This is a genomic window from Streptomyces sp. NPDC055254, assembly GCF_053606025.1.
The window spans coordinates 59,545-83,658 of the sequence record NZ_JBSGQV010000027.1 but is presented as its reverse complement, the minus strand read 5'-3'; the positions used below and the strand labels follow the sequence as shown (position 1 = coordinate 83,658).

The following is a 24,114-nucleotide window of genomic DNA, read 5'->3' as shown; positions in this document are numbered from 1 at the left end:
CGCGCACCCTACCCCCCCGGGGGGGGGGGCGGGGCGCCCGCGGCCGCCGCCCCCCGGGGTGCCGCCCCCCCCCGCCCGCGCCCCCCCTCCCGCGGCGGGACGGCCCGGTGCGGGCCGCCCGGTCAGAACTTGTTGCGCGGGGTGATGCCCAGGGACATGCCCGACAGGCCGCGCGCGCGGCCGCCCAGCTTGCCCGCGATCGCGCGCAGCGCCGCACCGGCCGGGGAGTCCGGGTCGGACAGGACCACGGGCTTGCCCTCGTCGCCGCCCTCGCGCAGCCGGACGTCGATCGGGATCGAGCCCAGCACCGGCACGGTCGCGCCGACGGTCTTGGTCAGCCCGTCGGCGACCTTCTGGCCACCGCCCGAGCCGAAGACGTCGACCATCTCGTCGCAGTGCGGGCACGGCAGTCCCGACATGTTCTCCACGACGCCGACGATCTTCTGGTGGGTCTGCACGGCGATCGAGCCGGCCCGCTCGGCGACCTCGGCCGCGGCCTGCTGCGGGGTGGTCACGACCAGGATCTCCGCGTTCGGCACCAGCTGGGCGACCGAGATCGCGATGTCGCCGGTGCCCGGAGGCAGGTCCAGCAGCAGCACGTCCAGGTCGCCCCAGAACACGTCGGCCAGGAACTGCTGGAGCGCCCGGTGCAGCATCGGACCGCGCCAGACCACGGGCGCGTTGCCCGGGGTGAACATGCCGATGGAGATGACCTTCACACCGTGCGCGGACGGCGGCATGATCATGTTTTCGACCTGGGTCGGGCGGCCGTCGACGCCCAGCATGCGCGGCACGCTGTGACCGTAGATGTCCGCGTCGACCACGCCGACCTTCAGGCCGTCGGCGGCCATCGCGGCGGCGAGGTTGACCGTGACGGAGGACTTGCCGACACCGCCCTTGCCGGAGGCGACCGCGTAGACGCGGGTCAGCGAGCCGGGCTTGGCGAACGGGACCTCGCGCTCGGCGGTACCGCCGCGCAGCGTGGTCGCCAGGTCCTTGCGCTGCTCGTCGCTCATCACGTCCAGGGTCACGGCGACCGAGGTGACGCCCGGGACCCGCTCGACGGCCTCGGTGACGTTCTTGGTGATCGTCTCGCGCATCGGGCAGCCCGACACGGTCAGGTAGACCGTGACGGCTACGGCGCCGCCGTCACCGATCTCCACCGACTTGACCATGCCGAGCTCGGTGATCGGCCGGTGGATCTCAGGGTCGTTCACCGTCGACAGCGCGTCCAGGATCGCGTCCTGCTCGGGCGCGGCGGCGGCGTCGGCGGAGCTTGTCTCGGTAGCCATGCCCCGATGGTACGGCTCGGTAGCACGCCTCGGGAAAGGCCGCTAGCGGTCAGCTTCGTCACTCTCCGGCGGGAATAGACGGCGCTCGTCCATTTCCTTGATCAGATCCTGGAACTCGGACCTGATCCAATCACGCGTGGCGACCTCGCCCAGGCCCATCCGCAGGGCCGCGATCTCACGCGTCAGGTACTCGGTGTCGGCGATCGAGCGCTCGTTCTGCTTGCGGTCCTGCTCCAGATTGACCCGGTCGCGGTCGTCCTGCCGGTTCTGGGCGAGCAGGATCAGCGGAGCCGCGTAGGAGGCCTGGAGCGACAGCATAAGCGTCAGGAAGATGAACGGGTACTGGTCGAACCGCAGGTCGTCCGGGGCGAAGATGTTCCAGAGCACCCAGAGGATGATGACCAGCGTCATCCAGACGATGAACCTGCCCGTGCCCAGGAAGCGGGCCACCCGCTCCGAGAGCCGCCCGAAGGCCTCCGGGTCGTATTCGGGCAGCAGCGACCGGCGCGGCGCGCGCGGCAGGTCCAGCCGGACCCGCGAGCGCGACAGCGCGCTCGCCCCGGTGCTCGGAGCGGACTTCCCGCCCCGCTCGCCGAAACGTTCCCCCGACGCCTCCGCCGGCCCGTGCTCGCGCGCCGCGAGCCGCGCCTGCTCGCGCCGCTCCCGGATCTGCTCCCGGCGCCGCTCGCGGGCCTGGTTCTCGCCGCGCCCCCGTTCAGTGGCCACTCACGGCCTCCTCGGATAGGAAGTCCGTCTCCCGCCAGTCGTCCGGCAGCAGGTGGTCCAGCACGTCGTCGACCGTCACCGCGCCCAGCAGCGAGCCGCTCTCGTCGACCACCGGCACGGCGACCATGTTGTACGCGGCCAGGTAGCTGGTCACCACCGGCAGCGAGGCGTCCGGCCGCAGCGGCGGCAGGCCGGTGTCCACGATCGAGCTGACCAGCGTGAACGGCGGGTCCCGCAGCAGCCGCTGGAAGTGCACCGTGCCCAGGTACTTGCCCGTCGGCGTCTCGTCCGGCGGCCGGCACACGTACACCTGCGCCGCAAGCGCCGGCGAGAGGTCCGCCTGCCGGACGCGGGCCAGCGCGTCCGCGACCGTCGCGTCCGGCCGCAGCACGATCGGCTCGGTGGTCATCAGACCGCCCGCGGTGTTCTCCTCGTACGACAGCAGGCGGCGCACATCGGCCGCGTCGTCCGGCCGCATCAGGGTCAGCAGCCGCTCCTGGTCGTCCTCGGGCAGCTCGGACAGCAGGTCGGCGGCGTCGTCCGGGTCCATCGCCTCCAGGACGTCCGCGGCGCGCTCCTCCTTGAGCTTCCCGAGGATCTCCACCTGCTCGTCCTCGGGCAGCTCCTCCATGACGTCCGCGAGCCGGTCGTCGTCGAGGGCGCTCGCCACCTCGGCACGCCGCTTCGGCGACAGGTGGTGCAGGACGTTCGCGACGTCGGCCGCGCGCATCTGCTCGAAGGTGGCGACCAGGTTCTCGGCGCCCTGGCCGTGCTCCTCCAGCGAGAGGCCCGTGATCGCCGACCACTCCACCGTCAAGGTCTCGCCGCGCCGGCGCAGGGCGCCCGACTTGCCCTTCCGTACGAAGATCCGGTCGATCTCCCAGTCCCGGCGGGCGGGCAGCTGCTGGATGGCCACGTCCAGGACGGTGACCTCCTCGCCGCTGGACACCAGCGTCACCCGCCGGTCGAGCAGTTCGCCGAGGACGAGCCGCTCGGTGGGGCGCTGCTCGAAGCGCCGCATGTTGACGACACCGGTGGTGATGACCTGCCCGGACTCCACGCCCGTGACCCGGGTCATCGGCAGGAAGATCCGGCGCCGGCTGACCACCTCGACCACCAGGCCCAGCAGCCGCGGCGGGCGGCCGCCGACCCGCAGCATGGCCACGAGGTCGCGGACCCGGCCGACCTGGTCGCCGTTGGGGTCGAAGACGGGCACACCCGACAGATGCGAGACGAAGATCCGCGGGGCGCCTGCAGCCATCCGAGCGCCTCCTAGAGCGTCAACCAACAGTCCTGCCGCCCCTCAGGCTAGCCCGTGCCCGGGGCAAGCGTCCTGGTGGGGCGGTCCGGGCGGGGTCGTGGCGGGCCCGCCCCCCGGGGCCGGGGGCGCGGTCGCGGCGGGCGACCTACGGGCGGGTACGCTGCCTGCTGCCGCAGCCGACCTACGAGAGGCACCTGCCCGTGACCGCCTACCCCCCTGCCGCTCGGCTGCGCCGGGCCGCCTTCATCGGTGCGTTGTGCGCGGGCCTCGCCGTCACCGGTGCGGGCTGCGGCAAGGATCCGGACGAGGGCACGAACGGCGTCGGCAAGCTCTCCGCCGACAAGATCGAGGCGAAGGCGAGGGCGGCGGCGACCGAGGCCGAATCGGTGCACCTGTCAGGCACGCTGGTCAGCGGCGGCAAGTCCTTCACCCTGGACATGAGGCTGAAGTCGGACGGCGGCTCGGGCGAGGTGAAGTCGCAGGACGACACCTTCCAGCTGCTGCGGGTGGGGGAGCAGCTCTACCTGAAGGCGAGCGCCGCGTTCTGGGGGCAGTCCGACTCCGCCGGCAAGCTCGGGGACAAGTACGTCAAGGTGCCCGAGGGCGACCCCTCGTACAAGCAGTTCCGCGGCTTCACCGACATGGACGTGCTGCTGGACGGGCTGCTGGGTCTGGAGGGCAAGCTCGCCAAGGGGGAGTACACCAGCGTCGGCAAGACCCGCGCCGTCCAGGTCACGGCGGACGCGGGCAAGGGCGGCAAGCTCTCGGTGTCGCTGGAGGGGACCCCGTACCCGCTGCTGTTGGAACGCGCGGGCGGCGCCGGCCGGGTGGAACTGGCGGAGTGGGGCCAGGCCTTCCCGCTGGCCCCGCCCGCGCAGGACCAGACCGTCGACTACGGGTCCCAGCTGCCGACCACGAAGGACAGCGCGAACACGGGGACGGGCCAGGGCGCGAACCCGTCGAAGCCGTAGCCCTCGCGGGCGGCCGCCCGGTCGCGAACCCCCGCCCCCGCGGCGCGGGTGGGCGCGGGTTCCGCGTCCCCGACGCCGTCAGCGGGGGATCTTCTTCTTACGGGTCAGCAGGAGCTTCGGCAGACCGGCCGGGATCGCGCGGCGGGTGGTCGCGGGCGAGTCCAGCGGGGCCGCGGCCAGGGAGTCGTGCGGCAGTGCCGCCGCGACCGCCTGCGGCTCCAGGCGCAGCAGTCGGCACTCGCGGGCCCAGCGCTCGGTCATCTCCTGCGCGTCGGGCGCGTTCAGCCGCTTGCCCTTGAGCTCCGCGACCACCGCCGCCCACTCCTCGGAGCGCGGGGTAAGCTCCCGCACCACCGCCGTCCAGGCCACCAGCCGGCCGCCCTTGTCCTTGCTGCGCACGGTCACCTCGGCCGCCGCGCCGTCCGGCAGCCCCGGGAACGGCTGCTCACCGGGCCCGTCGCCCAGCACGTGGGCGGCGCCGTCCACCCACGCGTGCCACAGGGCGCGGTCGGCCCCGGCGCCGCGGACCCAGATCAGGCCGGACTTCTTGGTGGCCTCCTCGACGAGGGCCAGGTCGAGCGCGCTGAGAGTCATGCGCACCAGAGTAGGGGGTGCGCCCGTACCCTCCTCGGGCCGGTCAGAGCCAGCCGTGGCGCCGCAGGGCCCGGTGGATCGTGAAGCAGATCCCGACGATCGAGGCCATCACCATCGGATAGCCGTACTCCCACTGGAGCTCCGGCATGTGCTCGAAGTTCATCCCGTAGACCCCGCAGATCATCGTCGGTACCGCGATGATCGCCGCCCAGGAGGTGATCTTGCGCATGTCCTCGTTCTGCGCCACCGTCGCCTGCGCCAGATTGGCCTGGAGGATCGAGTTCAGCAGCTCGTCGAAGCCCACGACCTGCTCGTGCACCCGCGCCAGGTGGTCGGCCACGTCCCGGAAGTACTTCTGGATGTCCGGATCCACCAGCCGCATCGGGCGCTCGCTCAGCAGCTCCATCGGACGCAGCAGCGGGGAGACCGCCCGCTTGAACTCCAGCACCTCGCGCTTGAGCTGGTAGATGCGGCCGGCGTCACCGCCGCGCGTACTGCCCTTGGCGGGGGCGGCGAACACCGCGCTCTCCACCTCGTCGATGTCGTCCTGTACGGCCGCCGCGACCGCGATGTAGCCGTCGACGACGTGGTCGGCGATGGAGTGCAGGACGGACGAGGGGCCCTTGGCCAGCAGGTCCGGGTCGTCCTGGAGGCGGTGGCGCAGCCCCTTGAGGGAGCCCTGGCCGCCGTGCCGGACGGTGATGACGAAGTCGGGACCCGTGAAGCACATCACCTCGCCGGTCTCCACGACCTCGCTGGTGGAGGTCAGTTCCGCGTGCTCGACGTAGTGGATGGTCTTGAAGACCGTGAAGAGGGTGTCGTCGTAGCGCTCCAGCTTCGGCCGCTGGTGCGCGTGCACCGCGTCCTCCACGGCCAGCGGGTGCAGTCCGAACGTGGCGGCGATCCCCGCGAACTCCGCCTCCGTCGGCTCGTGCAGGCCGATCCAGGCGAAACCGCCGTCCTGGCGGACCCGGCGCATCGCCTCACGCGGCGTCAGACACGAGGACCCCCGCTCCCGCGCGTCGCGCCGGCCCTCGCGGTAGACGGCGCAGTCGACCACCGCGCTGCTCGCGGACGGGTCCCGGGTCGTGTCGTAGCCGGGCTGAGCGGGGGTGGACTTGCGCAGCGACGGACGGACGGCCGCACGCAGGTAGGGCAGCATCGACATGGCAGGCTCCTTCGCGCGCACGGCCACGGACCGTACGGGTGGGAGACCCTCCCCCTGCGGGCGGGCAGGCCCGGACAGGTGGAAGGAAGCAGGACGGGAGGACGTAGTTCTGCCGTCGCTCTTCTACTGATCAGAAGATCACAGGGGGCGGGACGGGCCCGTCACAGAAGCGGAAGAGCGATCGGTACTGCACGATCGACTTCGATCCATCGCAGCCCCACCTCCTCCGGCCGGTCCCCCGTGAGGGACGTCCTGTCGCCGGGGCCCCGCGACACCGCTTCAACGTGCGGCCCCGAACAGCTGTCAACACTATCAGCCGACGGATGGTCAAGAGCCGCCCTTTACCCGGCTGATATGAGTTCTATGCTCGCCTCATGGCAGAAATTCTGGCTCTCGTCGAGGCCCGGCTGCGCTCCGCGTTCGGCGAACCCGACGCACGCGCCGCCGTCACCTTCCTGGGCACCGACCGCATCGAGGTACTCCGCTTCGCCGAGGGCGACCTCGTGCGGTACGCGACCCTCGGCATGTCCGCACACCCGATGACCGACCCGACCGCCGTGGTCGCCGATCCCGTACGTGGGCCGCGCGCCGAGCTGGTGCTGACCGTACGGGCCGGACGCGCCCCCACCGACAAACTCCTCAGGCCGCTCGCGGTACTGGCCGCCTCGCCCCAGGTCGAGGGGCTGATCGTGGCCCCCGGCGCCTCCTTGGACGTGGGCGAACCCCTGTGGGACGGGGCGTCGTTCAGCTCCGTCCTGGTCGCGGAGCCGGGCGGTCTGGTCGAGGACCTGGAGCTGGACGACCCGATGGAGGCGGTCCGGTTCCTGCCGCTGCTGCCCATGACGGCGAACGAGGCGGCCTGGAAGCGCGTGCACGGCGCGGCCGCCCTCCAGGAGCGCTGGCTCGCGCGCGGCACCGATCTGCGGGACCCTCTCCGTACGGCTGTCGCACTGGACTGACCGCCCGGACGGGTGATCGCGTCTTGACGGGGCGCCGGGCGGGGAGGAGCGTGGCTTCCTATGAGGGGTGAACCGAGTTGCCCGAAGTGCGGTGGCCGCGTCAGGGCGCCCGGACTCTTCTCCGACTCCTGGCAGTGCGCCCTGCACGATGCCGTGCACCCTCTCCAACCCGTCATCCCACCCAGCGTCGAGGGCCTGGGCGTCGTCGTCCACCGGGCCCGGGTGCCGGTGTGGATGCCGTGGCCGCTGCCCGTCGGGTGGCTGTTCACCGGGGTGGCGTCCGCGGGTGACGACCGCAGCGGAGGCAGGGCGACGGCCGTGGCGTGTTCGGGGCCGGGCCCGCTGGGCGGCATCGGCGAGCTGCTGCTGATCGCCGAGGAGCTCGGCGTCGGCCTCGGGTCCCGGTACGCGGGGATCGACGGCCCGGACCCGGGCCCGTTCATGGACGTCTCCGCGCCGCCGCACGCCAAGGTGGTCGCGGCGGGCCGTCCCACACCGCTGTGGCACGTCAAGGGCGCCCCCGACGACCGGGCCGTCTTCGCCGGGGAAGCGCGGGGCCTGTGGCTCTGGGCGATCGTCTGGCCCGAGCAGTCGGGTCTGCTGATGTACGACGAGCTGGTCCTCACCGACCTGCGCGACGCGGGCGCCGAGATCGAGCTCCTGCCGTGCGGAGCGCTGAGCCCGCGCGTCCTGGGCCCGGCCTGATCCCCGGCGGGGTTGATCGGAGGGGCCCCGCGGCACGGTTATCCTGGAGTGTCCCCCGTCCGTGCGAACTCTGGAGCCAGGCTGTGCGCATCGACCTGCACGCCCACTCCACTGCCTCCGACGGTACGGACACCCCCGCCGAGCTCGTGCTGAACGCCGCCCGCGCCGGACTGGACGTGGTCGCGCTGACCGACCACGACACCGTCGGCGGGTACGCCGAGGCGCTCGCGGCACTGCCGGCCGGGCTGACCCTGGTCACGGGGGCGGAACTGTCCTGCCGCCTCGACGGGGTCGGCATGCACATGCTCGCGTACCTCTTCGATCCCGAGGAGCCCGAGCTCTCCCGTGAGCGCGAGCTCGTCCGCGACGACCGCACCCCCCGCGCGCACGCCATGGTGGCCAAGCTCCGGGCGCTCGGCGTGGACATCACCTGGGAGCGGGTCGCCCGGATCGCGGGCGAGGGTTCCGTGGGACGGCCGCACCTGGCGACCGCGCTCGTCGAGCTGGGCGTGGTCCCCACCGTCTCCGACGCCTTCACGCCCGAGTGGCTCGCCGACGGCGGGCGCGCGTACGCGGGGAAGCACGAGCTCGACCCGTTCGAGGCGATCCGCCTGGTTCAGGCGGCCGGCGGCGTCACCGTCTTCGCGCACCCCGCCGCCGTCAAGCGCGGCCGGTGCGCGTCCGAAGCGACGATAGCCGCCCTCGCCGACGCGGGCCTGGACGGTATCGAGGTGGACCACATGGACCACGACGCCGCGACCCGCGCGCGGCTGCGCGGTCTGGCGGCGGACCTCGGACTGCTGGTCACCGGGTCCAGCGACTACCACGGCAGCCGCAAGACCTGCCGCCTCGGGGAGTACACGACCGACCCCGAGATCTACGGCGAGATCACCCGCCGGGCCACCGGGGCCTTCCCCGTGCCCGGCGCCGGCGGACCGGGTCGCTGAGAGCCGCGCACCGCCGGCCCGCCCCACCCGTCCCACCACTTTTCTTCGCGGCACCCCTCTCTCCTGCAAGGCATCACTGTGTTCGACTTCGCCGTCTTCGGATCCCTTTTTCTCACGCTTTTCGTGATTATGGACCCCCCGGGGATCACGCCGATCTTCCTCGCCCTGACCTCGGGCCGCCCCGCCAAGGTCCAGCGCCGCATGGCGTGGCAGGCCGTCTGCGTGGCCTTCGGCGTCATCGCCGTCTTCGGGCTCTGCGGCCAGCAGATCCTGGACTACCTGCACGTCTCCGTACCGGCGCTGATGATCGCCGGTGGTCTGCTGCTCCTGCTGATCGCGCTCGACCTGCTCACCGGCAAGACGGACGAGCCGAAGCAGACCAAGGACGTCAACGTCGCCCTCGTCCCCCTGGGCATGCCGCTGCTGGCCGGGCCCGGCGCGATCGTGTCCGTCATCCTCGCCGTGCAGAAGGCCGGCGGGGCCACCGGGCAGATCTCCGTGTGGGCAGCGATCGTCGCCATGCACATCGTGCTGTGGATCACCATGCGGTACTCGCTCGTGATCATCCGGGTCATCAAGGACGGCGGGGTCGTCCTGGTGACGCGGCTCGCGGGCATGATGCTCTCCGCCATCGCGGTCCAGCAGATCATCAACGGCGTGCTCCAGGTCGTCCAGGGATCCTGACCGCACGCGCGAGCGCCCCCGCACCGGGACCGGTGCGGGGGCGTCGACGTGAGTGGGCCGGGCCGGAGCCTCAGCAGGCGGCGGCGGCCGGCCGGATCAGAATGCGCTGGCCGACATACGCGGCCTGCTGCACGATCCGATTGACGGAGGCCGCGTCCACGACGGTGCTGTCCACGGCACTTCCGTCGACATCGTCCAGGCGCAGAATCTCGAAGCGCACGGGCTTCTCCCTTCGTCGGTGTTCTCCTTGCACAGGTATTAACGAAGTGTAAGGGGCAAACATTCCCTACGCTAAGGAAATTTTTTCACTCGCTAAGTACTACCTGCCGCACGAGTCCCAGAAAGCGATCAGCGCATCGGCTGTGACCTGCGGATTCTCCGCGTTGGGGGAGTGCTCGGCGGCCGGCACCACCACCCGTTCCGCCCCCAGGCGGAGCGCCATGTCGTCCATCCACGGGACGGGCCAGGCATAGTCCACCGTTCCGGACAGCACCAGCATCGGCAGCGCGACGGCCGCCAGCTCGTCCACCCGGTCCGGCTCGGAGATCAGCGCCCGGCCCGTGGCGATCAGCTGCTCGGGAACCGTGGCCAGCCACCGCTCCCGCAGGAAGCCCAGGAGCTCGGGCGAGTCCGCGGCCCCGTCCTGCGGGTCCTGGGACCGCATGGCGGCCCACAGCGCCGGCATGTCGTCCCCCATCGCCTCCAGCGCGGCCACCAGCAGCTTCGTCCGGGCCCGCTGCACTTCACCGATCGCGGCGGGCCCGCTGCTCATCAGCGTGAGCGAGGCGAAGGGCGCGGCGTCGCGCAGCACCGCGGCCCGGGAGATCAGCCCGCCCAGGGAGTGCCCCACCAGGTGCACGGGACCCCCGCCCAGCGCCCGTACCTGCGCCAGCAGGTCGCGCGCCAGCTCTTCCAGGGCGTACGGGGCCTCCTCGCGGGGCCCCGGGGTCTCGTACTGACCGCGTCCGTCCACGGCGACCACCCGGTAGCCCGCGCCGGCCAGCGGCTCCAGGAGCGCGATGAAGTCCTCCTTGCTGCCCGTGAAACCGGGGACCAGCAGGGCGGTGCCCCGCACGGGCTCACCGGCCTCGTGCACGGCGAAGGCGCCGCGATCGGTCGGGAGGCGGTACGCGCGGGCGTCGGACGGCAGGATGAGGCTCGGCGGCTTGCTCATGCCGCTCACGTTACTGGCCGGTCGGGACGGGCGGGAACGCCGACGGCCCGGCCCCCCTGGACGGGGGACCGGGCCGGAGTAACGCTGCTTACGCCTCCGGGGAGGCGGCCGCCTTGCGGGTCCGGGTGCGCTTCGGCTTGACCGGAGCCTCCTGCGCGGCGGCCGGGGCCGACTCGGCGACCTTGCGGGTCCGGGTCCGCGTCGCCCGCACGGGCTCCACGGGCGGGGCCATCTGGAAGTCCGGCTCGGGAGCCGCGTCCACGACCTTGCGGACGCGGGCGCGCTGCGGCCTGATGGCAGCTTCCTCCACCGCGGCGGGGGCCGGAACCGCCGGAGCGGCCTCGGCGCCCTTGCGGGTCGGGGTGCGCTTCGGCTTGACCGGGGCTTCCTCCACCGCCGGGGCCTCGACGACGGCGGTCTCGGCCACCGCGGCGACGGCCTTGCGGGTCCGGGTGCGCTTCGGCTTCGCCGGAGCCTCCTCCGCCACCGGGGCCTCGACGACCGCGACCGGAGCGGCCTCCAGCACCGCGACCGGAGCGGCCACCGCGACCGGAGCGGCGTCCGCGACGGCGACCGCCGCGGCCGGAGCCGGTACGGAAGCGCGCGTACGACGACGGCGCGGCCTGCGCGGCTCGTCGGCGGCCGGGGCCTCGGGGGCCTCCGCCACCGGCGTCACCGCGGCGGCGGCCGTTTCGGAGCCCTGCTCCGTCCCGCCCCGCGTACGGCGGCGCTGGCGCGGCGTACGGGCCGGACGGTCCTCGACCACCTCGGCGACGGCCGGGGCCTGGCCGCGACCGCCGCGGCCACCACGGCCGCCGGTCTCGCCCAGGTCCTCCACGTCCTCGGCCTTCAGGCCCGCCCGCGTGCGCTCGGCGCGCGGCAGGATGCCCTTGGTGCCGACCGGGATGTTCAGCTCCTCGAACAGGTGCGGCGACGTGGAGTACGTCTCGACCGGGTCGTGGAAGTCCAGCTCCAGCGCCTTGTTGATCAGCTGCCAGCGCGGGATGTCGTCCCAGTCCACCAGGGTGACGGCGATGCCCTTCTTGCCCGCGCGGCCGGTGCGGCCCACGCGGTGCAGGAAGGTCTTCTCGTCCTCGGGCGTCTGGTAGTTGATGACGTGCGTGACGCCCTCGACGTCGATGCCGCGTGCGGCGACGTCGGTGCACACCAGCACGTCGACCTTGCCGTTGCGGAACGCGCGCAGGGCCTGCTCGCGCGCGCCCTGGCCCAGGTCGCCGTGGACGGCGCCCGAGGCGAAACCGCGCTTCTCCAGCTGCTCGGCGATGTCGGCCGCCGTGCGCTTGGTGCGGCAGAAGATCATGGCGAGGCCGCGGCCCTCGGCCTGCAGGATGCGGGAGACGAGCTCCGGCTTGTCCATGTTGTGCGCGCGGAAGACGTGCTGCGCGGTGTTGGCGACGGTCGCGCCCTCGCCGTCCTCGGAGACGGCGCTGATGTGCGTGGGCTGCGTCATGTACCGGCGGGCCAGGCCGATGACCGCACCCGGCATGGTCGCCGAGAACAGCATCGTCTGGCGCTTCGGCGGCAGGTAGCTCATGATCCTCTCGACGTCGGGCAGGAAGCCCAGGTCGAGCATCTCGTCGGCCTCGTCCAGGACCAGGGCCCGGATGTGGGAGAGGTCGAGCTTCTTCTGGCCGGCCAGGTCGAGCAGGCGGCCCGGGGTGCCGACGATGATGTCGACGCCCTTCTTGAGCGCCTCGACCTGGGGCTCGTACGCGCGGCCGCCGTATATGGCGAGGACGCGGACGTTGCGGACCTTGCCCGCGGTCAGGAGGTCGTTGGTGACCTGGGTGCACAGCTCGCGGGTCGGAACCACCACGAGGGCCTGCGGGGCGTCGGTCAGCTGCTCGGGCCGGGCCCGGCCCGCCTCGACGTCCGCGGGGACGGTGACCCGCTCCAGCAGGGGAAGGCCGAAACCGAGCGTCTTGCCGGTTCCGGTCTTGGCCTGGCCGATGACGTCCGTGCCGGAAAGGGCGACGGGGAGGGTCATCTCCTGGATCGGGAAGGGGGACACGATGCCGACGGCTTCAAGGGCTTCGGCGGTCTCGGGGAGAATCCCGAGGTCTCGGAACGTAGTCAGGGTGCTGCCTCTTCTGTGAGACGCGGCGCGAGGCGGCGAGGGGGGTCGTACCGTGCCGGGCTTGCAGTACTACGACGTACGTACAAAGCTGCGCGGGACCACTAAGCCTTCGCTCAAGCGCTTGTGCCGCTGAGGGGGCCCCTCATGGGTGGCGGCACGTATGAACGCACGCACCCCGCAGAGGGCGGGTCGGTTGGAGCCGATCGGGCCACCGACCGGGCATCCTCATTCGGATGGCCCGCCGAGTATCCGGCAGGCGCATTACCACTGTACCCCGGAATCGCGCAGGTGTGTCGGGTGAATTCACCGGGTGGGCGCGTGCAGGTGGACTGACCAGGTGCTTCGTGGGGCCTTTCGGACGGCTATTGTGCGGAGCATGTCGACCGTAGAAAACGCCTCGCCCGCCGACGACAGCACTCCCGCCGAAACGGCGGGGATCGCCGCTCAGGACTGGGCGACCGCCTCTGCCTCGCCGCAGTACCGCGCCGCCGTCGTGGACCTGCTCGGCGCGCTCGCGTACGGCGAGCTCGCGGCATTCGAGCGTCTCGCGGAGGACGCGAAGCTCGCGCCCACCCTCGACGACAAGGCCGAGCTCGCCGCCATGGCGTCCGCGGAGTTCCACCACTTCGAGCGGCTGCGCGACCGGCTCGCGGCCGTCGAGGCCGAGCCCACCGCCGCCATGCAGCCCTTCGCCAAGGGCGTGGACGACTTCCACCGCCAGACGGCGCCCTCCGACTGGCTGGAAGGCCTGGTCAAGGCGTACGTCGGCGACTCGATCGCCAGTGACTTCTACCGCGAGGTCGCCAGCCACCTGGACACCGACACCCGGGCGCTGGTGCTCGGCGTGCTCGACGACACCGGCCACGGCAACTTCGCCGTGGAGAAGGTGCGCGCCGCGATCGAGGCCGACCCGCGCTGCGGCGGCCGCCTCGCACTGTGGGCCCGCCGGCTGATGGGCGAGGCCCTCTCCCAGGCCCAGCGCGTGGTGGCCGAGCGCGACGCGCTCTCCACCATGCTCGTCGGCGGCGTCGACGGGATGGCGGCGGGCTTCGACCTGGCGGCCGTGGGCGAGATGTTCACCCGGATCACCAGGGCGCACACCAAGCGAATGGCGGCCCTCGGCCTCGCGGCCTAGGACCCTCGACGGCTTGTACGGAAACGACGGCGGGCCCCGGCGCGGAAACTTCCGCACCGGGGCCCGCCCGTGTCCGGGTCAGCCCCGCGAGGGGAGCGAAAACGGAGTCCGGTGCGACGGCCTGCGCGAGCGCGGGGCCGGCCGCAGCAGCAGCGACAGCACGACGGCCGACACCAGCAGGCCGCCGACGAGCGTCGCGGTCAGCGTGTAGCGCCCGGGACCCAGCGCGAAGTGCGTGAGGTACGCCCCGAAGAGCGCCCCCAGGACCCCGCTGACCAGGACCACTCTCGGAGCGGGCAGCCGGTGCGCCAGGGCCCGTACGGCCGCCGCGGACAGCGCGAGTCCCAGCAGAGCAGAGCCGAGCGCTTCCAACAGCAGCATGAGGTCCCTCCCACACGTCACGGCAAACCGGGTCACTGCCGTCCTACCCGAAGCGGAAGAAAGGGAAACGGCCCGGTGGAATCAACCACCAGGCCGTTTCCCTCAGTTCCGGGTACCCGGGGTACCGCCGCGTCAGAGCGCGCCGAAACCGACCTTGCGCGCGGTCGGCTCGCCCAGGTCGACGTACGACAGGCGGTCGGACGGCACCAGGACCTTGCGGCCCTTGACGTCGGTGAGGCTCAGCAGCGGCGCCGTACCCGACAGCGCGGCGGCGACGAGGCTCTCCAGCTCCTCCGCGCTCAGGTCGCTCTCCAGCACGATCTCCCGGGGTGCGTGCTGCACGCCGATCTTGACCTCCACGGCTTTGTCCCTCCGACGATCCGGTTCGCGCGATCAGCCGCGCCGTACGCGGTCCACATTAGCCCGGAGAGGGGAGGGGAACCGCGCGAGCCGGACACGCTGGCAGCGAACAGCCGGCGGTCAGGCGTTGCCCTCCGTGCCGTGCAGCGGGAAACCGGCGATGCCGCGCCAGGCGAGCGAGGTCAGCAGGCCGACCGCGGTGTCCCGGGCCACCGGGCTCTCGCTGGACAGCCAGTAGCGGGCCACGACCTGCGAGACCCCGCCCAGGCCCACGGCCAGCAGCATCGACTCGTCCTTGGACAGCCCGGTGTCCTCGGCGATCACGTCGGAGATGGCCTCGGCGCACTGGAGCGAGACGCGGTCGACGCGCTCGCGCACCGCGGGCTCGTTCGTCAGGTCCGACTCGAAGACCAGCCGGAAGGCGCCGCCCTCGTCCTCGACGTACGCGAAGTAGGCGTCCATCGTCGCGGCCACGCGCAGCTTGTTGTCGGTCGTCGACGCCAGCGCGGTGCGCACCGCCAGCAGCAGGGCCTCGCAGTGCTGGTCCAGCAGCGCCAGGTAGAGGTCGAGCTTGCCGGGGAAGTGCTGGTACAGCACCGGCTTGCTCACTCCGGCCCGCTCGGCGATGTCGTCCATCGCCGCCGCGTGGTAGCCCTGCGCGACGAAGACCTCTTGAGCCGCGCCCAGGAGCTGGTTGCGCCGGGCTCGGCGCGGCAGTCGCGTGCCCCGCGGACGCGCTGCCTCGGTCTGCTCGATGGCTGTCACGCCGCCTCCCACTTTCTCTAAGAACACAGTGCGCTCTGCGCCGCGCCGCCATCGTACTTTTCGGTAACCGAATCTGGTGGGTTCAGGCCGAGTTTTCTCGCGGTACGGACGTGCAGGAGGCGCTGGTCAGCGGTCGGTCGACGGTCGGCCGGCGGCCGGTCAGCGGTAGTCGTCCTCGTCCAGCGGCACCACCCGGGCCTGCTCGGCGGCGTCGCCGTCGGCGGCCTCGCCCGTCGACGTGCCGGTGACCGGGTCGTCCTCGTCGGGCCGCAGATCGGCCTGCTGTTCCGCCACATCCGCCTCGGGCGCCTCGGGGTCGAGGACTTCCGGGGACGTCTCCCGGAAAGTGTCCGGTTCCGCAGGGTCGACAGTCATCCCGCTCCCTCACTTCCTTTGTTCCTCTTCGAGCCTAGGAGGATCGCGCGTACCCCGCTATGCGGAAGGCATGCCACCGTGACCGCGCTGTGACCGCGAACACAGGAAGTGGAGCGTGATCCTCTCGTAACATTGCCGCATGTCTTCGACCGAGCTGCCGGGCGTACGGTCCACCACCGACCCCTCCTCCCCGGCGGGAGCCGTCCGGACGGCCGACGGCGAGCAGGTGCGCACCACCGTGCTGCCGGGCCTGGAACTCGCCGTCCGGGTGCGCCGCCCCGTGCGCACCGGCCTGCCGCCCGCCCTGTTCGTCCACGGCCTCGGCGGTTCCTCGCAGAACTGGTCGGCGTTGATGGAGCAGCTGGCGGACACCGTCGACGGCGAAGCCCTCGACCTGCCCGGTTTCGGCTGGTCCCCGCCGACCGCCGACCGGAACTACTCCGTCACCGCGTTCGCCCGCGCGGTCATCCGCCACCTCGACGCCGCCGGACGCGGTCCGGTCCACCTCTTCGGCAACTCCCTCGGTGGCGCCGTGTCCACCCGGGTCGCGGCCGTCCGCCCCGACCTCGTGCGCACCCTCACGCTGGTCTCGCCCGCCCTGCCCGAGCTGCGGGTGCAGAAGGGCGCCGTTCCGACCGCGCTGCTCGCCCTGCCCGGGACCGCCGCCCTCTTCGCCCGGATGACGCGCGGCCTCACCGCCGAACAGCGCACCCGGGGAGTGACGGACCTCTGCTACGGCGACCCCTCCCGGGTGACGGCGGAGGGCTTCGCCCACGCGGTGGAGGAGATGGAGCGGCGGATGGCCCTGCCGTACTTCTGGGACGTGATGACCCGTTCCGCCCGCGGCATCGTCGACTCCTACACCCTCGGCGGGCAGCACGGGCTGTGGCGGCAGGCGCAGCGGGTGCTCGCCCCCTCCCTGCTGGTCTACGGTGGCCGGGACCAACTGGTCTCGTACCGTATGGCGCACAAGGCCGCCGCGGCCTACCGGGGTTCGCGTCTGCTGTGCCTGCCCGAGGCCGGGCACGTGGCGATGATGGAGTACCCCGAGGTGGTGGCAGCCGCCTTCCGGGACCTCCTGCACGACACCGGCAGGACCGGTGCCGACCGGAACACCGAAGACGGCAGAGGCTGAGGACCGTGGGACGACATAGTCGCAAGGACCCCGCTCCCGCCCGTCCGGTGCCGGTCGAGCCCGTGTACGTACCCGCACCGGAGCCGGTCCCGGCGCCGTACGGGGAGCAGCCGCTGCGCCACTGGCCCGAACCCACCGTCACGCACGACGGGTACGTCCCCCCGGGCCGCCTCCCGTCCGCCCCCGGCGCGCGCGCCGGCCACCCCGAGCAGTACGAGCCCGGCGGTGCCTGGGGCGCCCGCCCCGACGCGGTGTACGGCGACCGGCACGGAGTACCGCGGGCCCGGACGGCGACCGCGACCGCGGCGCGGCCCGCCCGCGCGGACACCGACACCCCGGCCTTCGGCACGCCCGCGGTGGGCTTCCCGCAGGTCACGCTGGACCCGCCCGCGCCCCGCGCGCCTTCGGCCGGGCCCGACGCCCTGACCTCCACGGGCTCGCACCGCCGGGTGCCCGGCCCGCGCACGCCCGTACCCGCTCCCGCGCCGGCCGCGGCTCCGGCGGCTCCGGCCGCTCCGGCCGCTCCGGCCGCTCCGGCCGCTCCGGCCGCTCCGGCCGAGGAGCGTTCCGGTTCCGGCCGGGGGGTCAAGGTCCTCACGTACACGGGCATGGCCGCGGCCGCCGTGACCACCGTCCTCGCGGTCGTCGTCGCGGGCCAGGTGGCCGCCGACCACGACAAGGACAAGGCCGCCTCCCTGGCCGCGACCGACGACGGTGCGACCCGCGCCACCGACGGCGCGGCCCCGGCCTCCCGGTCCGACGGCCGCCCGACGCCCGACGCGCCCGCGGGCACGCCCGCCGCGGCCCCGGCGCCGGAGCTGACGTACGAGCAGAAGATGGCGGCGCAGCTGCCGATCGACGCGAAGCTCACCGGCCCCGGGACCTTCGACACCGTCCCCGGAGTGGCCAAGGCGCCCGGCAAGGGCAAGATCGTGCGCTACCGGGTGGACGTCGAGCAGGGCCTGGGCATGGACCCGCAGCTGTTCGCCGAAGCCGTGCACCGCACCCTGAACGACCCCCGCAGCTGGGGTCACGGGGGCAGCAGGACCTTCGAGCGGGTGCCGGGCGGCGAGGCGGACTTCGTGATCACCCTCGCGAGCCCCGGGACCACCGGGAAGTGGTGCGCCAAGTCCGGCCTGGACACCACCATCGACAACGTCTCCTGCGATTCGGCGTCCACCGAACGCGTGATGATCAACGCGTTCCGCTGGGCGCAGGGCTCGCCCACCTACGGCGCGGACCAGATGTTCGCCTACCGCCAGATGCTCATCAACCACGAGGTCGGCCACCGGCTCGGCCACGGGCACGTGAGCTGCCGCACGCCGGGCGCGCTCGCGCCGATCATGCAGCAGCAGACGAAGTCCCTCGCCATCGACGGAATCCAGTGCAAGCCCAACCCCTGGGCACATCCCGGTAGTTGACGGACCTGCGGGAATCCGCGTTGACAAGGTGTCCGATCATCGGCCATGGTTCTGCGCATGTCGCACCACCACACCATGACCGCGAGCGCCGCCATTGAGCTGGCGCTGCTTGGTGTGACCGCGCACAGCGTGGCCGACATCCTCTGTCGCTGACGCCTGCCCGAACGCGCCGCGACCCTTCTTCCGGTCTCCGGAATTCTGCCGCGCCCGGGTGTACGCACGCCCGCAGGCGCGGCCTCCCGCTGATCGGTGTCCTCTGCACTCGACCGCCGACCGCTGCCCCTCGCGTGGCTCCACCCTGCTTCCTTCACGCCGAGAGGTCCTTCTCCGATGGTCCGTCATGCCCACATATCGCGCCGCGCAGCCGCGGTCGCCGTCAGCCTCGTACTCGCCGGGGGCGCCGCGGCCTGCGGGCCGAAGGACGGAGCGGACAAGGCGGGCGCCGGTGACAAGCCGGGAGCCGCCGGGAGCGCCCCGCAGAAGGGCGGCACCCTGACCGTCCTCAACTCCGAGCCGCAGTCCGACTTCGACCCGGCCCGGCTGTACACCTCGGGCGGCGGAAACGTTCCCTCGCTGGTCTTCCGCACGCTGACCACCCGCAACCGCGAGGACGGCGCGGCCGGCACCAAGGTCGTGCCCGACCTCGCCACCGACACCGGCAGGGCCAACGCCGACGCCACCGAGTGGACGTACACCCTCAAGGACGGGCTGACGTACGAGGACGGCTCCCCGATCACCACCGCCGACATCAAGTACGGCATCGAGCGGTCCTTCGCCGCCGAACTGTCGGGCGGCGCCCCCTACCTGCGGGACTGGCTCGTCGGCGGCGACTCGTACCAGGGCCCGTACAAGGACGGCGGCAAGGGACTCGACTCCATCGTCGTCCCCGACACCAAGACGATCGTCTTCAAACTGCGCAAGCCCCAGGGCGAGTTCCCCTTCGTCGCCACCCAGACGCAGTTCGCCCCCGTGCCCAAGGCCAAGGACACCGGAGCCAAGTACGAGGAGCACCCCGTCTCCTCCGGCCCGTACAAGGTCGTCAAGAACGAGAACGACGGCGAGATCCTCACCCTGGAGCGCAACGAGCACTGGGACCCGAAGACCGACGAGGAGCGCAAGGCCTACCCGGACCGGATCGACGTCCGCTCCGGCCTCGACGCCGCGGTCATCAACCAGCGCCTGACCACCAGTTCCGGAGCCGACGCCGCCGCCGTCACGACCGACACCAACCTGGGTCCCGCCGAGCTCGCCCAGATCGGCAGCAACGCCGACATCGCCGCCCGCGTCGGCACCGGCCACTTCGGCTACGTCAACTACCTGGCCTTCAACCCGAAGGTGGCCCCCTTCGACAACCCGAAGGTCCGCCAGGCCATCTCCTACGCGATCAACCGCACCAGCGTGATCAACGCCGCGGGCGGCTCCGCGCTCGCCGAGCCGGCCACCACCTTCCTGCCCGAGCGCGAGGCCTTCGGCCACACGCCCTACGACCACTTCCCGGCGGGCAGGACCGGCGACCCGGCCAAGGCCAAGGAACTGCTGAGGGAGGCGGGCTTCCCCGACGGCCTCACCGTCACCCTGACCCACTCCACCGCGCAGAACCGCCAGACCAGCCCGGAGGTCGCCACCGCCGTGCAGCAGGCGCTGGCCGCCGCCGGGATCACCGTCAAGCTGGAGGGCCTGGAGAACAACGCCTTCAACGAGAAGCGCTGGGACGTCGACAACACCCCCGGCTTCTTCCTCTCCCGCTGGGGCGCCGACTGGCCGTCCGGCGGTCCCTTCCTCGCCCCGATCTTCGACGGCCGCCAGATCGTGCGCGACGGCACCAACTACAACCACGCGCAGCTCGACGACCCGGCGGTCAACGCCGAGATCGACGCCATCGCCAAGCTGACCGACCTCGCCGAGGCCGGCAGGCGCTGGGGCGCCCTCGACAAGAAGATCGGCGAGCAGGCGCTGGACGTGCCGCTCTTCCACCCGGTCTACAAGCGGCTCGTCGGCAAGGACGTCAAGAACGTCGTCATCAGTGACTGGACCGGCGTCCTCGACATCTCGCAGGTCTCCGTCAAGTGACCGTCCCCACCCCCCAGCAGGTGTCCGCGCCCGGGGCCCCGGCCCCGGGCGCGGGCGCCGCGCGCCGGGTCCGGCGGCGGCTGCGCCGCAGTCCGGCGGCCCTCGCCGCCGCCGGAGTCCTGGCCCTGCTCGTGCTGCTCGCCCTCGCCGCGCCGCTGATCTCCCAGCTCACCGGCCAGGACCCCAACGCCTACCACGACGACCTCGTGGACTCGGCCCGCGGCGGCGTCCCGCTCGGCAGTTTCGGCGGGATCTCCGCCGACCACTGGCTCGGCGTCGAACCGGGCACCGGCCGCGACCTGTTCACCCGGCTGCTGCACGGGGCGCAGGTCTCGCTGCTCGTCGCCCTCGGCGCCACCGTCGTGCAGATCCTCCTCGGCGTGGCCGCGGGCCTCGCCGCCGCCCTCGGCGGCCCGGTCGTGGGACAGGTCATCGGCCGGTTCACCGACGTGATGATCGCGCTGCCCATGCTGGTGCTCGCCATCGCCGTGACCGCCGTCGTGCCCGCCGACTTCCCCCGGCCCCTGCTGCTGATCCTGCTCATCGGCACGCTCGACTGGGGCGGCACCGCCCGGCTGGTGCGCGCCCAGACCCTCGCCCTGCGCGAGCTGGACTTCGTCGCCGCGGCCCGGCTCTCCGGCTGGGGCACCCTGCGCATCGCCCGCCGTGAACTGCTGCCCTCGCTGGCCGCGCCCGTCATCACCCTCGCCACGCTCAAGGTGCCGACGAACATGGTGATCGAGGCCTCGCTGTCCTTCCTCGGCGTCGGTGTGAAACCGCCCACCCCGTCCTGGGGGCAGATGCTGTCCAGCGCCCAGACCTGGTTCCGCGCCGACCCGATGTACGTCCTGCTCCCGGCCGGGCTGCTCTTCGTCACCGTGCTCGCCTTCACCGTGCTCGGCGACGCCGTCCGCACGGCCCTCGACCCGCGCGAGGGCTCGCGCCTGCGGGTCGGCACCAGAAAGGAGCGCACGGCGTGACCCGCTTCGTGCTCAAACGGCTCGGCGGCGCCCTCCTCGTGCTGCTCGCCCTGTCCGCCGTCGTCTACGCCCTCTTCTACATCGCACCCGGCGACCCCGCGCGCCTCGCGTGCGGCGAGCGCTGCAACCCGGCGCAGGTCGCCCAGGTGCGCGAGCAGCTCGGGCTGAACGACTCGGTCCCCGTCCAGTACCTGCACTTCCTCCAGGGGCTGGTGGCGGGCCGCGACTACGCGGCGGGCGCCGGGCTGGTCCTGCACTGCGACGCGCCCTGCCTCGGATTCTCGTACCAGAACGACCAGCAGGTCACCCAGCTGATCCTGGAACGGCTGCCCGCCACCCTGTCGCTGGCGCTCGGCGCGCTCGTGATCTGGCTGGTGGTCGGCGTCGGCACCGGACTGCTGTCCGCGCTGCGGCGCGGCGGCGTCACCGAGCGGGCGCTTACCCTGCTCACGCTCGCCGGGACCGGCACCCCCGTCTTCATCTTCGGACTGCTGCTCCTCATGGTGGTCTGCGCCCACCTCCAGTGGCTGCCGTTCCCGACGTACGTACCGGTGACCGAGGACCCCGAGCAGTGGGCCTGGAACCTGCTGCTGCCCTGGATCACCCTGGGCCTCTTCGAGAGCGCCAAGTACGCGCGTCTCACCCGCAGTTCGACGCTGGAGACGCTGGCGGAGGACCACATCCGCACCTTCCGCGCCTACGGGGTCGGGGAACGCGCCGTCGTCACCCGGCACGCCGTGCGCGGTGCGGTGGCCCCCGTGATCGCGCTCAGCGCGGTGGACTTCGGCACCATGATCGGCGGCGCGGTGCTGACCGAGTCGCTGTTCGGCATCCCGGGCCTGGGCAAGACGCTGATCGACGGGTCCCGGGTCGTGGACCTGCCCGTCGTGGTGGGCGTCGTCCTCGCCATCGGCACGGCCGTGGTCGTCGCCGGCGCGATCGCCGACCTCCTGTACGCCGTCGCGGACCGAAGGGTGGCCCTCGTATGACGCAGGCACTGGTGGAGGTGACCGGCCTGGTCGTCGACTTCCCCGTCGGCGGACCGGGGGAGTACGTACGGGCCGTGGACGGACTGTCCTTCACCCTCGGAGCGGGGCGCGCCCTCGGCATCGTGGGCGAGTCCGGGAGCGGCAAGTCCACCGTGGCGGCGGCCCTGCTCGGGCTGCACCGCGGCACGGGCGCGCGGCTCGCCGGCTCCGTACGGGTGGGCGGTACGGACGTGGCCGCGGCCACCCCCGCCGAACTGCGGCAGCTGCGGGGCGGAACCGCCGCCATGGTCTTCCAGGACCCGCTGAGCTCCCTGGACCCGTACTACGCCATCGGCGACCAGATCGCCGAGGTGTACCGCGTCCACGCGGAGGTTTCCCGGCGGGCCGCGCGGGCGCGGGCCGTCGACGTGCTGGACCGGGTCGGCATCGCGGACGCCGCACGCCGCTCCCGGGCCCGCCCGCACGAGTTCAGCGGCGGCATGCGCCAGCGCGCGCTGATCGCCATGGCACTGGCCTGCGAGCCGCGGCTGCTGATCGCCGACGAGCCGACGACCGCGCTGGACGTCACCGTCCAGGCCCAGATCCTGGACCTGCTGCACGGGCTGCGCGAGGAGCGCGGACTCGGGCTGCTGCTGGTCACCCACGACGTCGGAGTGGCCGCGGAGAGCGTGGACGACCTGCTGGTCATGCGGGACGGCTCCGCCGTGGAACGGGGGCCGGTCTCCCGCGTCCTGTCGACGCCGTCCGACCCGTACACCCGGGCCCTGCTGGCGGCGGTACCGCGACTGGACGCGCCGCGCACAACGGACCGCGGCCCCGTCCCGGACCCCGCGGACCAGGACGTGCCCGTCGTCGAAGCCCTGGCGCTGCGCAGGGAGTTCGGACGGGGAAAACGGCGCGTCGACGCCGTCGGCGGACCCCGGCCCGCCGGACGGGGCCGGTCCCGCCCCGGCCGCGCCGGGGAGGCGCCGCAGGCGCCCCGCGGGATCTCGCTCGCCGTGCGCGCCGGGGAGACGCTGGGCATCGTCGGTGAGAGCGGCAGCGGCAAGAGCACGCTCGGGCGCATGCTCGTCGGGCTGCTGGAACCCACCTCCGGCCGGGTGCGGCACGCGGGCCGGGAGGGGACCGGGCCGGCCGAGGGCGTGCAGATGGTGTTCCAGGACCCCGTCGCCTCCCTCAACCCGCGTCGCACCGTGGGCGACTCCATCGCCGACCCGCTGCGCGCGGCCGGCGGGCGGGACGAGGACGCGATCCGCGCCCGGGTCACGGAGCTGCTCCTGCGCGTCGGCCTGGAGGCGGAGCACTACGACCGCTACCCGCACGAGTTCAGCGGCGGCCAGCGCCAGCGCGTCGGCATCGCCCGCGCCCTCGCCCCCCGGCCCCGGCTGATCGTCTGCGACGAACCGGTCTCCGCCCTCGACGTGACCACGCAGGCGCAGGTCGTCACGCTCCTGGCCGAGCTCCAGCGCGAACTCGGCCTCGCCCTCGTCTTCATCGCGCACGACCTGGCGGTGGTCCGGCAGGTCAGCGACCGGGTCGCCGTCATGCGCGACGGCGAGATCGTGGAGGAGGGCCCGGTGGACGAGGTCTACGACCGCCCGGCGCACGCCTACACCCGGCAGCTGCTGGCCGCCGTACCGGCCCTCGACCCCGCACTGGCCGCCGAGCGGCGCTCCTTGCGGCAGGACGCCTTCCGGCAGAAGGTGCCGGTCTGAGCTCCGCGGCCATGGCGGGCCGAGTTCCCGGGACACCGGCGCGCGAGGGCCCGTAGCCCTTTCTAGCGTGCTCGAACGCGAACCGTACGGGAAAGTTACGACTCTTCACCCCTTCCGGTGGCGGGGGCGGCAACCCCCCGAAGCCGAACCCGCCCCCAACCCAGCCCAGTAAACACACCCACTCCCGCACACCACCCCGCCCCGCCACA

Annotated in this window: 25 protein-coding genes; 13 read left to right on the top strand and 12 right to left on the bottom strand. The window is 72.7% G+C overall.

The window, feature by feature from the left end; all coding sequences use genetic code 11:
* Window positions 1-122 precede the first annotated feature (122 nt).
* The 3 genes from ACWFQ8_RS23545 to ACWFQ8_RS23535 form a co-directional block, all read right to left on the bottom strand.
* Complete coding sequence (locus ACWFQ8_RS23545; RefSeq protein ID WP_453788228.1) at window positions 123-1,238, bottom strand: Mrp/NBP35 family ATP-binding protein; 1,116 nt, start codon at window positions 1,236-1,238, stop codon at window positions 123-125.
* 96 nt (window positions 1,239-1,334) lie between these two features.
* The gene (locus tag ACWFQ8_RS23540) at window positions 1,335-1,841 is read right to left on the bottom strand and encodes a DUF1003 domain-containing protein (RefSeq protein WP_453788227.1); all 507 of its coding nucleotides are present in this window, start codon (window positions 1,839-1,841) and stop codon (window positions 1,335-1,337) included.
* 166 nt (window positions 1,842-2,007) lie between these two features.
* Window positions 2,008-3,279 (bottom strand): magnesium transporter MgtE N-terminal domain-containing protein, encoded by a 1,272-nt coding sequence (locus tag ACWFQ8_RS23535; protein ID WP_453788222.1) that lies wholly within the window; start codon window positions 3,277-3,279, stop codon window positions 2,008-2,010.
* Window positions 3,280-3,479: 200 nt separating this feature from the next.
* On the opposite strand from ACWFQ8_RS23535, the gene ACWFQ8_RS23530 reads away from it, so the two are divergent.
* On the top strand, window positions 3,480-4,250 hold the full coding sequence (locus ACWFQ8_RS23530) for a hypothetical protein (protein ID WP_453788221.1): 771 nt from the start codon (window positions 3,480-3,482) through the stop codon (window positions 4,248-4,250).
* 78 nt (window positions 4,251-4,328) lie between these two features.
* On the opposite strand, the gene ACWFQ8_RS23525 is transcribed toward ACWFQ8_RS23530, so the two are convergent.
* Together ACWFQ8_RS23525 and ACWFQ8_RS23520 are read right to left on the bottom strand one after the other, a co-directional pair.
* On the bottom strand, window positions 4,329-4,844 hold the full coding sequence (locus ACWFQ8_RS23525; RefSeq protein ID WP_453788220.1) for a hypothetical protein: 516 nt from the start codon (window positions 4,842-4,844) through the stop codon (window positions 4,329-4,331).
* Between the two features lie 43 nt (window positions 4,845-4,887).
* Window positions 4,888-6,012 (bottom strand): magnesium and cobalt transport protein CorA, encoded by a 1,125-nt coding sequence (locus tag ACWFQ8_RS23520; protein WP_453788219.1) that lies wholly within the window; start codon window positions 6,010-6,012, stop codon window positions 4,888-4,890.
* Window positions 6,013-6,386: 374 nt separating this feature from the next.
* Here ACWFQ8_RS23520 and ACWFQ8_RS23515 point away from each other — a divergent pair, with 374 nt between their 5' ends.
* From ACWFQ8_RS23515 to ACWFQ8_RS23500, 4 genes are all read left to right on the top strand, one after another.
* Entirely contained in the window at window positions 6,387-6,971 is a 585-nt protein-coding gene (locus ACWFQ8_RS23515) for a suppressor of fused domain protein (RefSeq protein WP_453788218.1), read from the top strand.
* Window positions 6,972-7,031: 60 nt separating this feature from the next.
* On the top strand, window positions 7,032-7,676 hold the full coding sequence (locus ACWFQ8_RS23510) for a DUF6758 family protein (RefSeq protein ID WP_453788217.1): 645 nt from the start codon (window positions 7,032-7,034) through the stop codon (window positions 7,674-7,676).
* Between the two features lie 83 nt (window positions 7,677-7,759).
* On the top strand, window positions 7,760-8,623 hold the full coding sequence (locus ACWFQ8_RS23505) for a PHP domain-containing protein (RefSeq protein ID WP_453788216.1): 864 nt from the start codon (window positions 7,760-7,762) through the stop codon (window positions 8,621-8,623).
* Window positions 8,624-8,701: 78 nt separating this feature from the next.
* A complete protein-coding gene (locus ACWFQ8_RS23500; RefSeq protein ID WP_453788215.1) occupies window positions 8,702-9,307 on the top strand; it encodes a MarC family protein in 606 nt (201 codons plus the stop codon).
* A gap of 70 nt (window positions 9,308-9,377) precedes the next feature.
* Here ACWFQ8_RS23500 and ACWFQ8_RS23495 read toward each other — a convergent pair whose 3' ends face one another.
* The 3 genes from ACWFQ8_RS23495 to ACWFQ8_RS23485 all read right to left on the bottom strand — a co-directional run bounded on the left by ACWFQ8_RS23495 (window position 9,378) and on the right by ACWFQ8_RS23485 (window position 12,513).
* Entirely contained in the window at window positions 9,378-9,527 is a 150-nt protein-coding gene (locus ACWFQ8_RS23495; protein ID WP_453788214.1) for a hypothetical protein, read from the bottom strand.
* Between the two features lie 99 nt (window positions 9,528-9,626).
* Complete coding sequence (locus ACWFQ8_RS23490) at window positions 9,627-10,481, bottom strand: alpha/beta fold hydrolase (protein WP_453788213.1); 855 nt, start codon at window positions 10,479-10,481, stop codon at window positions 9,627-9,629.
* 88 nt (window positions 10,482-10,569) lie between these two features.
* Window positions 10,570-12,513 carry a DEAD/DEAH box helicase gene (locus tag ACWFQ8_RS23485; protein ID WP_453788212.1) on the bottom strand — a complete coding sequence of 648 codons (1,944 nt, stop codon included), beginning with the start codon at window positions 12,511-12,513 and terminating at the stop codon, window positions 10,570-10,572.
* Window positions 12,514-12,955: 442 nt separating this feature from the next.
* Here ACWFQ8_RS23485 and ACWFQ8_RS23480 point away from each other — a divergent pair, with 442 nt between their 5' ends.
* On the top strand, window positions 12,956-13,714 hold the full coding sequence (locus ACWFQ8_RS23480; protein WP_453788211.1) for a ferritin-like fold-containing protein: 759 nt from the start codon (window positions 12,956-12,958) through the stop codon (window positions 13,712-13,714).
* 78 nt (window positions 13,715-13,792) lie between these two features.
* Here the strand turns inward: ACWFQ8_RS23480 and ACWFQ8_RS23475 are convergent, their stop codons facing one another.
* The 4 genes from ACWFQ8_RS23475 to ACWFQ8_RS23460 form a co-directional block, all read right to left on the bottom strand.
* Entirely contained in the window at window positions 13,793-14,095 is a 303-nt protein-coding gene (locus tag ACWFQ8_RS23475) for a hypothetical protein (RefSeq protein WP_453788210.1), read from the bottom strand.
* Window positions 14,096-14,227: 132 nt separating this feature from the next.
* On the bottom strand, window positions 14,228-14,455 hold the full coding sequence (locus tag ACWFQ8_RS23470; RefSeq protein WP_384544590.1) for a DUF3107 domain-containing protein: 228 nt from the start codon (window positions 14,453-14,455) through the stop codon (window positions 14,228-14,230).
* 120 nt (window positions 14,456-14,575) lie between these two features.
* Window positions 14,576-15,220: a TetR/AcrR family transcriptional regulator gene (locus tag ACWFQ8_RS23465; protein WP_453788209.1), complete on the bottom strand. Its 645-nt coding sequence runs from the start codon at window positions 15,218-15,220 to the stop codon at window positions 14,576-14,578.
* Between the two features lie 159 nt (window positions 15,221-15,379).
* Window positions 15,380-15,595 (bottom strand): hypothetical protein, encoded by a 216-nt coding sequence (locus tag ACWFQ8_RS23460; RefSeq protein WP_453788208.1) that lies wholly within the window; start codon window positions 15,593-15,595, stop codon window positions 15,380-15,382.
* Between the two features lie 139 nt (window positions 15,596-15,734).
* On the opposite strand from ACWFQ8_RS23460, the gene ACWFQ8_RS23455 reads away from it, so the two are divergent.
* The 7 genes from ACWFQ8_RS23455 to ACWFQ8_RS23425 all read left to right on the top strand — a co-directional run bounded on the left by ACWFQ8_RS23455 (window position 15,735) and on the right by ACWFQ8_RS23425 (window position 23,905).
* Entirely contained in the window at window positions 15,735-16,730 is a 996-nt protein-coding gene (locus ACWFQ8_RS23455; protein WP_453788207.1) for an alpha/beta fold hydrolase, read from the top strand.
* Between the two features lie 5 nt (window positions 16,731-16,735).
* Complete coding sequence (locus tag ACWFQ8_RS23450; protein ID WP_453788206.1) at window positions 16,736-18,151, top strand: DUF3152 domain-containing protein; 1,416 nt, start codon at window positions 16,736-16,738, stop codon at window positions 18,149-18,151.
* Between the two features lie 45 nt (window positions 18,152-18,196).
* Window positions 18,197-18,304 (top strand): Ms4533A family Cys-rich leader peptide, encoded by a 108-nt coding sequence (locus tag ACWFQ8_RS23445; protein WP_453788205.1) that lies wholly within the window; start codon window positions 18,197-18,199, stop codon window positions 18,302-18,304.
* Window positions 18,305-18,481: 177 nt separating this feature from the next.
* Window positions 18,482-20,221, top strand: coding sequence for an ABC transporter substrate-binding protein (locus tag ACWFQ8_RS23440; protein WP_453788204.1), 1,740 nt, complete (start codon window positions 18,482-18,484; stop codon window positions 20,219-20,221).
* On the top strand, window positions 20,218-21,201 hold the full coding sequence (locus tag ACWFQ8_RS23435) for an ABC transporter permease (protein ID WP_453788203.1): 984 nt from the start codon (window positions 20,218-20,220) through the stop codon (window positions 21,199-21,201). Before ACWFQ8_RS23440 ends, ACWFQ8_RS23435 begins: the two co-directional genes overlap by 4 nt.
* On the top strand, window positions 21,198-22,190 hold the full coding sequence (locus tag ACWFQ8_RS23430; protein ID WP_453788202.1) for an ABC transporter permease: 993 nt from the start codon (window positions 21,198-21,200) through the stop codon (window positions 22,188-22,190). The genes ACWFQ8_RS23435 and ACWFQ8_RS23430 overlap by 4 nt, the downstream gene beginning before the upstream one ends.
* Window positions 22,187-23,905: a dipeptide ABC transporter ATP-binding protein gene (locus ACWFQ8_RS23425; RefSeq protein ID WP_453788201.1), complete on the top strand. Its 1,719-nt coding sequence runs from the start codon at window positions 22,187-22,189 to the stop codon at window positions 23,903-23,905. Before ACWFQ8_RS23430 ends, ACWFQ8_RS23425 begins: the two co-directional genes overlap by 4 nt.
* Window positions 23,906-24,114: the final 209 nt, after the last annotated feature.

Excerpts from the sequence above, each read along its gene's own strand:
- ACWFQ8_RS23535 (WP_453788222.1), bottom strand. The coding sequence starts at position 3,279 with ATGGCTGCAGGCGCCCCGCGGATCTTCGTCTCGCATCTGTCGGGTGTG.
- ACWFQ8_RS23525 (WP_453788220.1), bottom strand. The coding sequence starts at position 4,844 with ATGACTCTCAGCGCGCTCGACCTGGCCCTCGTCGAGGAGGCCACCAAG.
- ACWFQ8_RS23520 (WP_453788219.1), bottom strand. The coding sequence starts at position 6,012 with ATGTCGATGCTGCCCTACCTGCGTGCGGCCGTCCGTCCGTCGCTGCGC.
- ACWFQ8_RS23515 (WP_453788218.1), top strand. The coding sequence starts at position 6,387 with ATGGCAGAAATTCTGGCTCTCGTCGAGGCCCGGCTGCGCTCCGCGTTC.
- ACWFQ8_RS23510 (WP_453788217.1), top strand. The coding sequence starts at position 7,032 with ATGAGGGGTGAACCGAGTTGCCCGAAGTGCGGTGGCCGCGTCAGGGCG.
- ACWFQ8_RS23490 (WP_453788213.1), bottom strand. The coding sequence starts at position 10,481 with ATGAGCAAGCCGCCGAGCCTCATCCTGCCGTCCGACGCCCGCGCGTAC.
- ACWFQ8_RS23480 (WP_453788211.1), top strand. The coding sequence starts at position 12,956 with ATGTCGACCGTAGAAAACGCCTCGCCCGCCGACGACAGCACTCCCGCC.
- ACWFQ8_RS23475 (WP_453788210.1), bottom strand. The coding sequence starts at position 14,095 with ATGCTGCTGTTGGAAGCGCTCGGCTCTGCTCTGCTGGGACTCGCGCTG.
- ACWFQ8_RS23460 (WP_453788208.1), bottom strand. The coding sequence starts at position 15,595 with ATGACTGTCGACCCTGCGGAACCGGACACTTTCCGGGAGACGTCCCCG.
- ACWFQ8_RS23455 (WP_453788207.1), top strand. The coding sequence starts at position 15,735 with ATGTCTTCGACCGAGCTGCCGGGCGTACGGTCCACCACCGACCCCTCC.
- ACWFQ8_RS23445 (WP_453788205.1), top strand. The coding sequence starts at position 18,197 with ATGGTTCTGCGCATGTCGCACCACCACACCATGACCGCGAGCGCCGCC.
- ACWFQ8_RS23440 (WP_453788204.1), top strand. The coding sequence starts at position 18,482 with ATGGTCCGTCATGCCCACATATCGCGCCGCGCAGCCGCGGTCGCCGTC.
- ACWFQ8_RS23425 (WP_453788201.1), top strand. The coding sequence starts at position 22,187 with ATGACGCAGGCACTGGTGGAGGTGACCGGCCTGGTCGTCGACTTCCCC.